Source organism: Saccharothrix ecbatanensis (assembly GCF_014205015.1).
Lineage (GTDB): Bacteria > Actinomycetota > Actinomycetes > Mycobacteriales > Pseudonocardiaceae > Actinosynnema > Actinosynnema ecbatanense.
The window spans coordinates 5631731-5643871 of record NZ_JACHMO010000001.1; the positions used below are offsets into that span (position 1 = coordinate 5631731).

Sequence of the window (12141 nt, forward strand, 5' to 3'; positions counted from 1 at the left end):
TGGGGCCAAACCGGGTTACGAAGTTCTGACGCCTCCCCGCCGGCGTTGTTAGGGTCGCCGGGTGGGTGAACGGGCCGGGTTGGCGATCGTGTGCGCGCTCATGGTGGGCTGCGCCGCGTTCGGGCCGTTCCCGCACCCGGTGCCGCTGCTGTTCGCGATCGCCGCCGTCGGCGCGGCCAACGCCGTGTTCCCGTTGATGCGCACGTTCGGGTCCGCCCTGCTCGGAGGGGTCGCCGCGGCGAGCATCGGACTGGCCTCGGTGCCATTCGTGACCTGCTCCTCGGAGAAGTTCACGGAAGTGTTCACCTGCACAGGTGACGCACCTACTTGGCATATGACCGGGGCGGTGTTGGTGGCCGGGCTGTCCGGAGCCGGTTTGGTGCTGGCCCGGGTGCTCGGCACGGCGTTATTGGAACGTCGACTGGCGGCGGTGGAGAGCCGCGGCGAACGCGACTGAGGGACGCCTGTCGGGGTGTACAGATCTCGGGAATGGCCTTTCCTTGTACTCACCGTGCGTGTGATGCTGCCGTGTCCGGTCGCGGCGAGGCTCGGGTCGGCCGGTGACCCGTCACCGTCGAGCCGTTCCGTTCGTTGTCCTCGTGGGCGGTAGTGTTCGGCTCACCGTCGCGCCACGAGTACGTTCTGTTAGGAGGATCGCTGTGCGGGTGCTGTGGGCCACGTGCGGCTTGGCCGTCGCGGCGTCGGCGCTGACCGGTGTCCTCATCGGGGTGGTCCTCGACGGGATGAACGACGGACCGCAGGCCGACACCCCGGCCTCGACCTGGATCACCGGTAGACCGTCGACCAGCGGCAGCGGCAGCCCGATCCCGACGACGACCGTCCCGACCACGGAAGCCGGACCGCCGGCGGCCAGCCCGACCGCCGAGGTCAAGACCACCACCACGACGACGACTCCCCCGCCGCCACCGCCACCGCCGGTGACCACCGAGGCTCCGCCCGTGACGACCACGACGACGGAGACCCGGAACAGCGAGTGGCCGTGCAGCCCGCTCAACCTGTTCCCGCCGCCGCACTGCAACGACTGAGACGCACTGCGACGCGCTGCAACGGCTGAGCTGCGACGACTGAGCTGCGACGGCTTAAACGCACAGGCCCGGACCCCGGTCGGACCGGCCCCCTCAACGGAGCCGAAACCTCAGCGCCCCCGCGCGGCAACGTCGGACGAGCAGCCTGGGCGCATGGACACCACACCGAACACCTGGCGGCTGCGCGTCGAGCTGGACGACAGTCCCGGCGCTCTGGCGCGGGTGACCATCCGGCTGGCGGACCAGGACTGCAACGTGCTGTCGCTGTCCGTGATCCCGGTGCCCGGCGGCGTCATCGACGAACTCGTGGTGCGGGCCGGGCCGGGGCTGCTGCCGGCGGACCTGGTGGCGGCGGTGCGCGCCGAGGGCGGCCGGTGCGTCGGCATCACAGCCGCGGACATGCGTGACCTGGTCGATGCTCCGACGGCGGCGTTGCGCGCGGCCGGGCACGCGATGCGTGATCCCGGCGCGGTGTGCGACGCGTTGCGCGCCGTGCTGGCCGCGGACTCCGTCGTAGTCCTGCCCGACGACGCGCCAGACCACGAGACCTCCGCGCAATCAAACACAGCTCGGCTGGTTACGAAGGGTGGGTTGGTAGTGCTCGCGCGGCGGGGGTGGTCGCCGTTCACCCAGGTCGAGCTGGCCCGCGGGCAGGCGTTGATCGACCTGTTGTCGGACGAGGGCGTGGCGATGCCGCAGTCGACGGCGCTGCTGACCGACGACGGCATGGCGGTCGTGCTGCGGCCGGGCCGTGCGGGCGACGAGGAAGCCGTGGCCGAGCTGCACTCCCGGTGCTCGATGGGCACCCTGTTCAACCGCTACCACTCGGGCATGCGCACGGTGCCGCGGCGGTGGCTGCACCGGCTGCTCAGCCCGCCGCGCGGCACGACGGTGGTGGCCCAGTGCGCGGACCGCGTGGTGGCGATGGGGCAGCTCATCCCGATGTCCGACCCGCACAGCGCCGAGGTGTCGTTGCTGGTGGAGGACGGGTGGCAGGGTCGCGGCGTCGGCACCGGGCTGCTCGCCGCGCTGGCCGGCGCGGCACGGGCGGACGGGCGGCTCGAACTGGTCGGCTGGTGCCTGCCGGTCGAGACCGGTCTGCTCCGCACGGCGGCCAGGGCCGGGCTGCCGACAGCGGTCCGCCGGGAGGACGGGTTGCTCCGGGTGTCGATCACCACGGGCCGCCAGGAGATCGCCGGTCCGGGTCGACGTGAGAGCGCTTCCCGACAGATCGCCTCCAGCTAAGCTGGTTACGTATGGCGATCGTCGAGGAGTGGTGCTCGTGTCCGTTTCATCGCACTCAAGCGCCCGGCCCACGCTGGAGGACGTAGCGGCGAAGGCTGGCGTTTCCCGTGCGACGGCGTCGCGGGTGCTCAACGCGTCCCCCAGGGTGAGCCCGGAGGCACACGAAGCGGTGACGGCGGCGGTGATGGAGCTGGGCTACCAGCCGAACCAGGCGGCGCGGGCGCTGGTGACCCGGCGTTCCGGCGCGGTGGCGGTGGTGTTCTCCGAGCCCGAGCCGAAGATCTTCGACGACCCGCACTTCGCGTGGCTGATCCGTTCCGCGGCACGCTCGCTCGCCGACGCGGACGTGCAGATGGTGCTGATGCTGGTGCACTCGCCGCAGGACCAGGCGCGGGCCGAGCGGTTCATGGCCGGCGGGCACGTGGACGGCGCGCTGATGTTCGCGCCGCACAAGGGCGATCAACTGCCGACGGTGGCCCGCAAGCTGCCGCTGCCCGTCGTGTACGCGGGGCGGCCGTGGGGCTCGCTGCGCGGCCTGCACACCGTGGACCACGACAACGAGGGCGGCGGGCTGCTGGCCACCGAGCACCTGATGTCGTTGGGGCGCAAGAAGATCGTCTCGGTGACGGGCCCGCTGGACGAGCACTCGGCGATGGACCGGCTGGCCGGGTGGCGGTCGGCGGTCGGCGCGGACGACGAGACGACCGCGTTCCTGACCGAGGACGGCGGCTTCTCCCGTGAGGGCGGCCGGCGGGCGATGGAGAAGCTGCTCGCCCGCGTGCCGGACCTGGACGCGGCGTTCGTGGCGTCCGACCACATGGCGGCGGGCGCGCTGGACGCGTTGCGCGAAGCCGGCAAGCGGGTGCCGGAGGACGTCGCCGTGGTCGGTTTCGACGACCACCCGATGATCGCGCCGCACACCACGCCGACGTTGACGAGCGTGCAGCAGGACACGAGCGCGCAGGTCCGCCACATGGTGACCCACCTGCTCCGACTCCTGCGCGGCGAGAACATCCGGGCCCGGCGCGAGGTGCTGCCGACGGTCCTGATCCGCCGCGAGTCCGCCTGACGCGGTAGTCCCGTCACGCCGGAATACGCGGCGGGCGGTCGGGGGTTGTCCGTGGCATGACAGACGTGTCTTTCGATCCGCACGACCTGCTGGAGCGGAGCCGGCTCGGCGTGCTGGCGACGATCAAGTCCGACGGACGCCCGCAGCTCTCCCCCGTGCAGCCGTCGTACGACCGGGCGGCCGGGGTGGTCCGGGTGTCGACGACCGACCGGACCGCCAAGGTGGCCAACCTGCGCCGTGACCCGCGGGCCGCGTTGGAGGTGACCAGCGAGGACGGCTGGAAGTGGGCGACCGCCGAGGGCGGCGTCACGCTGATCGGGCCGGGGACGGACCCGCACGGTCCCGAGGTCGAGGCGCTGGTGGAGTACTACCGCGCCGCGGCCGGCGAGCACCCCGACTGGGACGAATACCGGTCCGTCATGGTGTCCGACCGCCGGGTCCTGATCACGCTGGCGGTCGAGCACGTGTACGGCAGCAAGGTCGGGTGAAGGTCGGGGGCTGCCCCAGCGGCACCAGGCAGCCCCCGAGTTCGGGTCAGGTCACGTCGTAGCCGGTCGCGGGGACGGCGTTGACGCCGATCACCCCGGCCAGCGTGTGACCGCTCCGCTTCACCGTGCGCACCTGCGTGTCGTAGTCGACGTGCACGATGCCGAACCGCTGGCTGTAGCCCGCCGCCCACTCGAAGTTGTCCAGCAGCGACCACGCGAAGTACCCGCGCACGTCAACCCCGGCCGCGATGGCCCGGTGCACCGCGCGCAGGTGGTCGACCAGGTACCTGGTCCGCGCCTCGTCCACCACCTCCCCGCCCTCGACCACGTCGGGGAACGCGGAGCCGTTCTCGGTGATCACCAGCGGCAGGTCGACCTCGCGCCCGAGCCGTTCCAGCAGCTCGGTCAGGCCCCGTGCGTCGATCTCCCAGCCGAACCCGGTCACGTCACCGCGCGCGGGCAGGAACTCGACACCGCGCAAGCCGGGGAACGGCCCGCCGGTCACCACCTCGGGATCGGCGGCGACCGCGACGCGCGTCGGGCTGTAGTAGTTCACGCCCATCCAGTCGATCGGCGTCGCGATCACGTCCAGGTCGCCGTCCCGCACGACCTCCGTCCAGTCACCCAGCCACGCGGTGTCGTCGATGACGTCCTGCGGGTAGCCGCGACCGGCCAACGGGTCGAGGAAGAGCCGGTTCTGGAGGCCGTCGACCTTGCGCACCGCCTCCCCTTCGGACGCGTAGTCCTCCGCCAACATCGCGCAGAAGTTCAGCACGATGGAGAACCGGTGGTCGGCCGGCGCCTGCACGCTCATCGCCCGCACCGCCAGGCCGTGCCCGAGCAGCAGGTGGTGGGCCGCCTCCAGCGACCCCTTCGGATCGACGATCCCCGGCGCGTGGATGCCGTTCGCGTACCCGAGGAACGCCGAGCACCACGGCTCGTTCAACGTGGTCCACAGCTGCACGCGGTCGCCCAGGTGCTCGTGCGTCAACGCCGCGTACTCGGCGAACCGGTACGCCGTGTCGCGGTTGCGCCACCCGCCTTCGTCCTCCAGCGCCTGGGGCAGGTCCCAGTGGTACAGCGTGGCCACCGGCTGGATCCCCCGCCCCAGCAGCTCGTCCACCAGCCGGTCGTAGAACGCCAGTCCCCTGGGCTCCACCCGGCCCGAGCCGAGCGGCTGGATCCGCGGCCACGCCAGCGAGAACCGGTACGCGCCCAGCCCCAGCTCGGCCATCAGGCCGACGTCCGAGGCGTAACGGCGGTAGTGGTCGCACGCCGGGTCGCCGGTGTCGTCACCCGCGATCGCGCCCGGCTTCGCCGCGAATGTGTCCCAAATGGACGGTCCACGGCCGTCGACCGTGGTAGAACCCTCGATCTGGAAGGACGCTGTCGCGGCTCCCCACAGGAAATCCGGTGGGAAGCGCAGCAGGTCCCGCCCGACCTCGGTGTCCGGGTCGGTTGTCGTCATCCGAAAGTTCACCCCTTCACAGCGCCCTGCATGATCCCACCGACGATCTGTCGTGCCAGCAGGATGAAGATCCCCACCACCGGCAGCACCGCGAGCGACGCGCCGGAGAGCATGAGCGAGTAGTCCGTGTAGTAACCGCTGGCCAGCGTCGACAATGCCACCTGGACCGTGGGGCTGTCGTTTGGATCCAGCACGATCAGCGGCCAGAAGAAGTCGTTCCACGCCGTCATGAACGTGAACATGCCCATCACCGCCGCCTGTGGCCGCACGGCCGGGAACGCCACGTGCCAGAACGTCTTGAGCACCGAGCAGCCGTCCACCCGAGCCGCCTCGATCAGCTCGTACGGCACGGACTCCTCGCACGCCTGCCGCATCCAGAACACCGAGAACGCGCCGATCAGCGCGGGCACGATCACCGCCTGGAGCGTGCCGTACCAGTCGAGGTCCGACATCAGCATGTAGAGCGGGATGACGCCGAGCTGCGTGGGCACCATGGACGTGCCGACCACGATCAGGAACAACGAGTTGCCGCCGCGGAACCGCAGCCGGGCGAACGCGAACCCGGCCAGCGTGCCGAGCACGACGTTGCTGAACGCCACCGTGCCCGCGACCACCAGCGAGTTCTGCATGGCGAGCCAGAAGTCGACGGTGTCGAACACCCTGGTCAGGTTGTCGATGAGGTTCCCGCCGGGGATCAGCGACGGCACCGCCTCGCCCAGCGCCGAGTTGTCCTTGCTCGCGATCAGGAACGAGTAGTACAGCGGGAACACCGACGCGAGCAGGATCACCACCAGCAGCGCGTAGGCGACCGGTCCGGAGCGCGTGAGACGTTTCGCGGTCATCGGCTCACCCCTTCGACGCGATGCGCCGCGCCACCGTGAAGTTCACGACCGCGACCACCAGGATCAGCAGGAACAGCACCCACGCGATGGCCGACGAGTAGCCCGCGTCGAACAGCCGGAAGCCCTTCTCGTACAGGTACATCACCAGGGTCTGGAACTGCCGGTCGTCACCGCCCGTGCCGGTGGCCGTGCCGCCCGGGTCGAACAGCTGCGGCTCGACGAACAGCTGCATGCCGCCGATGGTCGACACGATGACGGTGAACAGGATCGTCGGCCGGATGCTCGGCACGGTGATCGACCAGAAGACGCGCCACCGGGACGCGCCGTCGAGCATCGCCGACTCGTACATGTCCTTGGGCACCGACTGCATCGCGGCCAGGTAGATCAGCGCGTTGTAGCCGGTCCACCGCCACATCACCATCGAGCTGATGGCCAGGTGCGAGGCCCACGTCTCGGCGTGCCAGTCGACCGGGTCGACGCCGATGAAACCGAGCAGGGCGTTGACGATGCCGAAGTCGCGGCCGAACAGCTGCGCGAACACGAGCGCCACGGCGGCCACCGAGATCACGTTCGGGAGCAGCACGCCCGCCCGCCAGAACGCCCGGCCGCGCAGGCCGCGGTCCAGCAGGGCGGCCAGGCCGAGCGCGGCGAACAGCTGCGGCACGGTGGACAGCAGGAACAGGCTGACGGTGTTGCCCAGCGCGTTCCAGAAGTTCTTGTCGGACAGCAGTTCGGCGTAGTTGTCGAGGCCGGTGAAGCCCTGGTCGCCGTCGATGAGCTGCCACTCGTGCAGCGACACCCAGGCGGTGAACAGCAGCGGGTAGAGGCCGAAGATCCCGAACACCACGAAGAACGGCGCGATGATCAGGTACGGCGTGTACCTGGTGTCCAGCCGACCGAGCTTGTCCCGCCACGACAGGCGCTGCGCCGGCGGCGGGACGGGCGTGGTGCCCCGTCCCGCCGCGGCCCGTTCGGGTGCGACCGTCACTTGACGGCGTCCCGCGCTTCCTGGAGGGCCTGGGCGAAGGCCTCCGCGGTGGACTGCTTGCCGGTCTCCACGCGGGACAGGGCGTTGCCGAAGACCGGCGCGACCTTGGAGTCCTTGGTGCCGCGGTAGGTGGGCTTCAGGCTCTCCGCCGAGGTGCCGAAGATCTGGCCGACCGGCGCCTTGTTGAAGTACTCGTTGGTCGTCGCGGTGACCTCGGGGTCCTTGTACGCGGCAGGCTCGCTGGGCAGGTTGCCGGTCTCCTTGAAGATCCGCTTCTGCTGCTCGGGCGCGGTCAGCCACTTGGCCAGCTCGTAGGCTTCCTTGGGGTGCTTGCCCTGCTTGGGCACGGCCAGGAACGAGCCGCCCCAGTTGCCGCCGCCACCGGGCGCCGCGGCCACGTCCCACTTGCCCGCGGCCTCGTCACCCGCACCGGCCTTGATCAGCGCGAGCGCCCATGCCGGGCAGGTGGTGGTGGCGAACGACGCCTGCTTGAGCGCCACGTTCCAGTCCTGGCTGAACGGGGCCAGCGCGCCGGTCTGCTTCCGCTCGCCCAGCGTCGCCGCGAGCGTGAAGGCCTGCTTCACCTTGTCGTTCTTGTCGCCGATGAACGAGTCGTCCGCCTTGGCGAAGTAGCCCTCCTCGGTCTGGTCGAGGATCGCCTTGTAGACGTTCTGGGCGGTGTCGACGAACTTCTTGCCCGGCGTCTTCTGGCTGAAGGTGTCGGCCACCTCCAGGTACTTCTCCCAGGTCGGCCAGAGCTTGCCGACGGACTCGCGGTCAGCGGGCAGGCCGGCGGCCTCGAACAGGTCGCGGCGGTAGCAGAGGGCGAGGCTGCCCATGTCGGTGCCGAGGCCCAGCACGAAGTTCCCGCCGTCGGTGGCGCCCTGGTTCCACTTCCAGGCGGCCCACTGGCTTTCGAGGTCCTTGGCGCCGTAGTCCGCCAGGTTCACGAACTTGTCCTTGGACTGGCGGAACTGCGTGATGTTGCCTTCCTCGATCGCGACGATGTCCGCCGCGCCGCGACCGCCCGCGAGCTGCGTGGCGAGCTGCGTGTGGTGCTGCTCCATCTTGACCGTGCGCTGCTCGATCTCGATGTCCGGGTGGGACGCCTGGTACTCCTTGATCAGGTTGGCGTACCCGAAGTCGGAGAACACACCGATCGACAGCTTCACCTTGCCGTCGCCCGCGTCACTTCCACCGCCGCACGCGGCCACCAGGGTCGCGGCCAGGGCGACCGCGGTGATCGCCGTCGTCCGGCCGACCAGAGTCCTGCTCATCCGTCCTCCTCGACGCACTCGCCGGTTTCCGACCCGGCTTCATGAGAGCGCTCTCACAGTCGTGAGTGACGGTGTGCGCTGTCAACCCGGGAAGTACCGGTCGACACCGTTCCGCAACATTCTGAAGCGCTCTTGTGCGCCGAACGTGACCGCTGCGCTTACAACGCGTGAGCGGTCGTGGTTGCCCGGAAAAGGGCTGGAGGAGGCCGGATGGCCCGGCCCTCGCCCGGGCCATCCCGCACCCTGTTAGAGGGGGTTCAGGCCCGGACGTGACGCGTGCTCGCAAGAAATTCTGTGACCCGCGTCGCACTGGGCAGACCCCGGTGGCCCGTTCCTACCCCAAGTGGAACAGGCCACCGAAGAAGAACGGGCCACCGGCGTCCTTCACGCCTCGGCCATCCCCGCGACGACCGAGGTCCGGGCGGCACGCCGGGCGGGCAGCGCCGCCGCCACGACGGCCGCGACGACGGCGCCGGCGAGCATCACGCCGATCTGCCCGAACGGCACGACCAGGTCGACCGCGATGGTGTCCGTGGTCAACGCCTGCGTGAGCACCCAGCCGAAGCCGATGCCGAGCAGCAGGCCGATCGACGCGCCCATCAACGCCATCAGCACCGACTCGATCACCAGCATCAGTCGCAGCTGACCGCGGGTCAGACCGAGCGCCCGCAGCAACGCGGACTCGCGCGTCCGCTCCAGCACCGACAGCGTCAGCGTGTTGGCGATGCCGAACAACGCGATCAGCACGGCCAGCCCGATCAGCGCCCAGATGAACGCCAGCACCTGGTTGAGCTGCTGGTTCAGCTGCTCCTTCGTCTCCGCGGCGCTGTCCAGCAGGGCCAGCGGCGACGGGTCGGTGACCCGTTCCACCGCCGCGCGCCCGTTCGTGACACCGTCCTTGAGCTTCACCAGGATGCTCTCGTAGCCCTCGGCGGCCTCCGGGAAGCGCCGCGACGTCTCCATCGTCATGATGCCGTCGGACAGCCGCTGCCCTTCGATCACCGCGACGACCTTCAGCTGCTGCGCGTCGCCCTTGCCCGTCTGGATCGTCAAGACGGAGCCGACCGACACGTTGCCGCGCTCGACGTAGTCGGCGTTCACCGCCACCGTGCCGTCGACCAGGTCGGCGAGCGACCCGCTGGTGACCTTCGGCCGGAACAGGTCGCCGATCGCGTCACGCGGGATGCCGGTGAAGTACTCGCGCTCGCCGAAGACCCTGGTGGTCGGCGCGACCTTCGCCACCTCCGGCACGGCGGCCAGCTGCGTGGCCAGCTCCTCGGGCAGCGACCGGTCGTAGACCGAGGACGTCACCGTGTAGTCGGCGGGCATCCGCTCGTCGATCTGGGCGTTGGCGGTCTCCTTGGCGCTGTTCGCGACCACGGTCACCAGCGCCACGATCGTCACGCCGATCATCAGCGCGGCCGTCGTCGCGGCGGTGCGCTTGGGGTTGCGGCCGGCGTTGGCCGAGGCGAGCTTGGCGGGCACGCCGAACAACGCCCGGGGCAGCGCGCCGAGCACCCGGTTGACCGGGCCGACCAGCAGCGGGCCGAGCACCAGCACCGCGGCCAGCAGCGCCATCGTGCCGGAGCCGCTGACCAGCATGGCCGTTTCCTCGTCGTCCGCGCTCATGCCGAACACGATCGCGCCGATGCCGATCACCGCGAACAGCACGGCGGTCAGCACGCGGACGACGCCGGTGCGGGCGACCTCCTCGCCGCTGTCGGGCTGGCTGCGCAGCGCGGCCACCGGCGCGACCCTCGTCGCCTTGCGGGCCGGCAGCACCGCGGCGAGCACGGTCACCAGCGTGCCGACGGCGAACGCGGCGACCACCGTCGTCGCCGACACCGGCAGGTAGACCTCACCCTCGCCCGCGCCACCGAACGAGAAGATCACCCGTTGCAGCAACGCGGACACGCCGATCCCGCCGAACAAACCGATCACCGACGCGGTCAGGCCCATCACCAGCGCCTCGGCGAGCACGCCGCGGAACACCTGGGCGCGGCTCGCGCCGACGCAGCGCATCAGGGCCAGCTCGCGGGTGCGCTGGGCGACCAGGATGGTGAACGTGTTGTAGATGACCATGGCCGCGACGACGAGCGCGATCAGCGCGAACGCCAGCAGCAGCGTGGTGAACTCGCCGGCCTGGGACTCGACCCGGGCCAGCGCCTCCTTCGTCAGCTCCTCGCCGCTCTGGATCGTGAAACCCTTGTCGCCGATGGCTTTGCGGACGTTGTCCACGACCTGCTGCTGGGTGAACCCGGCCGCGGCGGTGGCGACCACCTGGTACGGCGGGCGTTCCGGCTGCAACGCCTGGAACGCCTCAGGCGTGAGTCCGACGTGGTCGTAGCCGGACAGCGACATCGTGTTCGTGCCCTGCTGGTACGTGCCGACGAGCGTGTACGTGTGCCGCGTGTCGTCCTTGCCGAGCAACACGACCGGCTGGCCGATGGTGAGCTTGGCGGTGGCGGCGGTGCGCTTGTCGACCGCGATCTCGTCGGCCGACGTCGGGTAACGCCCGTCCTTCAGGTCGAACTCGCGCAGCTTTTCGTTGGAGGCGAGGGAAACGGCCCACGCGGGCTTGGCCTTGCCGTTGGACGTGAGCACCGGGACGGGCTGGGCGTCACGCGCGTCGGCGCCCGCCACTCCCGGCGCCTGCCGGATCGCCGCCAGCGTTTCGGGGCCGATACCGTCCACACCGGACGATTCGCCGGACGCGGTGACCGCGACGTCGACGTTCCTCGTGCCCTTGGCGAGTTCGTCCTGCAGGCTCGCGTTCATGGCGTCGCCCAGGACGAGCGTGCCGGTCACGAAGGCGACGCCGAGGGCGATCGCCACCGAGGACAGCACGAGCCGCGCGGTGCGGGCACGGAGACCCGCGATGATCGTGCGCAGCATCAGGTCACGCCCCCAGGTGCTTGAGCGCGGACAGCACGGAGTCGGTGGTCGGGCTGTCGATCTCGCCGGCCGGGCGGCCGTCGGCGAGCAGCACCACGCGGTCGGCGTAGGAGGCGGCCACGGGGTCGTGCGTCACCATGATCACCGTCTGGCCGAGCTTGCGCACCGACATGCGCAGGAAGTCCAGCACCTCGGCGCCGGAGCGTGAGTCGAGGTTGCCGGTGGGCTCGTCGGCGAACACCACGTCCGGGCGTGCGACGAGGGCGCGGGCGCAGGCCACGCGCTGCTGCTGGCCGCCGGAGAGCTCGCTGGGCTTGTGCTTGAGGCGGTCGCGCAGGCCGAGCACGTCCACGATCGTGTCGAACCACTCGCGGTCGGGCTTGCGGCCGGCGAGTTCGAGGCCGAGCAGGATGTTCGCCTCGGCGGAGAGGGTGGGCAGGAGGTTGAACGCCTGGAAGACGAACCCGACCCGGTCGCGGCGGAGCTTGGTCAGCTCCTTGTCGCCGAGGGTGGTGATCTCGGTGCCGCCGACGTGCACCTTGCCGCCGTCGACGTTGTCCAGCCCGGCGAGGCAGTGCATCAGCGTGGACTTGCCGGACCCGGACGGGCCCATGATGGCCGTGAACCGGCCCGCCGAGAAGGCGACGCTGACCCCGTCCAGCGCCCGGACGGCGGTGTCGCCCTTGCCGTACACCTTCACCAGGTTCTCGGCGGCTACAGCGGTGCGGGTCCCGACGTCGGACACCAGTGCGGACATGCTCCCTCATTCCCTAGCTTCCCTGACTTGGGGAAAGCTAAGCCCCGTCCGCGTCCCCGGTCGTCA

At 70.4% G+C, this 12141-nt stretch carries 11 protein-coding genes; 5 read left to right on the forward strand and 6 right to left on the reverse strand.

Annotation, left to right across the window (positions count from 1 at the left end; genetic code table 11):
• Positions 1 to 61: 61 nt before the first annotated feature.
• The 5 genes from F4560_RS23650 (at position 62) to F4560_RS23670 (ending at position 3848) form a co-directional block, all read left to right on the forward strand.
• Positions 62 to 457, forward strand: coding sequence for a hypothetical protein (locus tag F4560_RS23650; protein ID WP_184923280.1), 396 nt, complete (start codon positions 62 to 64; stop codon positions 455 to 457).
• A gap of 202 nt (positions 458 to 659) precedes the next feature.
• Positions 660 to 1046 (forward strand): hypothetical protein, encoded by a 387-nt coding sequence (locus tag F4560_RS23655; RefSeq protein ID WP_184923282.1) that lies wholly within the window; start codon positions 660 to 662, stop codon positions 1044 to 1046.
• Positions 1047 to 1199: 153 nt separating this feature from the next.
• Positions 1200 to 2291: a GNAT family N-acetyltransferase gene (locus tag F4560_RS23660; RefSeq protein WP_184923284.1), complete on the forward strand. Its 1092-nt coding sequence runs from the start codon at positions 1200 to 1202 to the stop codon at positions 2289 to 2291.
• Between the two features lie 37 nt (positions 2292 to 2328).
• Positions 2329 to 3360 (forward strand): LacI family DNA-binding transcriptional regulator, encoded by a 1032-nt coding sequence (locus F4560_RS23665; protein ID WP_184923286.1) that lies wholly within the window; start codon positions 2329 to 2331, stop codon positions 3358 to 3360.
• A 56-nt stretch (positions 3361 to 3416) separates the two neighbouring features.
• Complete coding sequence (locus tag F4560_RS23670; RefSeq protein ID WP_184923289.1) at positions 3417 to 3848, forward strand: PPOX class F420-dependent oxidoreductase; 432 nt, start codon at positions 3417 to 3419, stop codon at positions 3846 to 3848.
• Positions 3849 to 3894: 46 nt separating this feature from the next.
• Here the strand turns inward: F4560_RS23670 and F4560_RS23675 are convergent, their stop codons facing one another.
• The 6 genes from F4560_RS23675 to F4560_RS23700 all read right to left on the reverse strand — a co-directional run bounded on the left by F4560_RS23675 (position 3895) and on the right by F4560_RS23700 (position 12075).
• Positions 3895 to 5316, reverse strand: coding sequence for a GH1 family beta-glucosidase (locus tag F4560_RS23675; RefSeq protein ID WP_184923291.1), 1422 nt, complete (start codon positions 5314 to 5316; stop codon positions 3895 to 3897).
• An 8-nt stretch (positions 5317 to 5324) separates the two neighbouring features.
• The gene (locus F4560_RS23680) at positions 5325 to 6158 is read right to left on the reverse strand and encodes a carbohydrate ABC transporter permease (RefSeq protein ID WP_184923293.1); all 834 of its coding nucleotides are present in this window, start codon (positions 6156 to 6158) and stop codon (positions 5325 to 5327) included.
• Positions 6159 to 6162: 4 nt separating this feature from the next.
• Positions 6163 to 7077 (reverse strand): carbohydrate ABC transporter permease, encoded by a 915-nt coding sequence (locus F4560_RS23685; protein WP_246478701.1) that lies wholly within the window; start codon positions 7075 to 7077, stop codon positions 6163 to 6165.
• A 65-nt stretch (positions 7078 to 7142) separates the two neighbouring features.
• Entirely contained in the window at positions 7143 to 8423 is a 1281-nt protein-coding gene (locus tag F4560_RS23690; RefSeq protein ID WP_184923297.1) for an extracellular solute-binding protein, read from the reverse strand.
• A 384-nt stretch (positions 8424 to 8807) separates the two neighbouring features.
• On the reverse strand, positions 8808 to 11318 hold the full coding sequence (locus F4560_RS23695) for an ABC transporter permease (protein ID WP_184923299.1): 2511 nt from the start codon (positions 11316 to 11318) through the stop codon (positions 8808 to 8810).
• 4 nt (positions 11319 to 11322) lie between these two features.
• Positions 11323 to 12075 carry an ABC transporter ATP-binding protein gene (locus tag F4560_RS23700; protein ID WP_184923300.1) on the reverse strand — a complete coding sequence of 251 codons (753 nt, stop codon included), beginning with the start codon at positions 12073 to 12075 and terminating at the stop codon, positions 11323 to 11325.
• Between the last annotated feature and the right edge of the window lie 66 nt (positions 12076 to 12141).

Coding starts and splice junctions, on each gene's coding strand:
- F4560_RS23660 (WP_184923284.1), top strand. CDS start 1,200: ATGGACACCACACCGAACACCTGGCGGCTGCGCGTCGAGCTGGACGAC.
- F4560_RS23670 (WP_184923289.1), top strand. CDS start 3,417: ATGACAGACGTGTCTTTCGATCCGCACGACCTGCTGGAGCGGAGCCGG.
- F4560_RS23675 (WP_184923291.1), bottom strand. CDS start 5,316: ATGACGACAACCGACCCGGACACCGAGGTCGGGCGGGACCTGCTGCGC.
- F4560_RS23680 (WP_184923293.1), bottom strand. CDS start 6,158: ATGACCGCGAAACGTCTCACGCGCTCCGGACCGGTCGCCTACGCGCTG.
- F4560_RS23690 (WP_184923297.1), bottom strand. CDS start 8,423: ATGAGCAGGACTCTGGTCGGCCGGACGACGGCGATCACCGCGGTCGCC.
- F4560_RS23695 (WP_184923299.1), bottom strand. CDS start 11,318: ATGCTGCGCACGATCATCGCGGGTCTCCGTGCCCGCACCGCGCGGCTC.
- F4560_RS23700 (WP_184923300.1), bottom strand. CDS start 12,075: ATGTCCGCACTGGTGTCCGACGTCGGGACCCGCACCGCTGTAGCCGCC.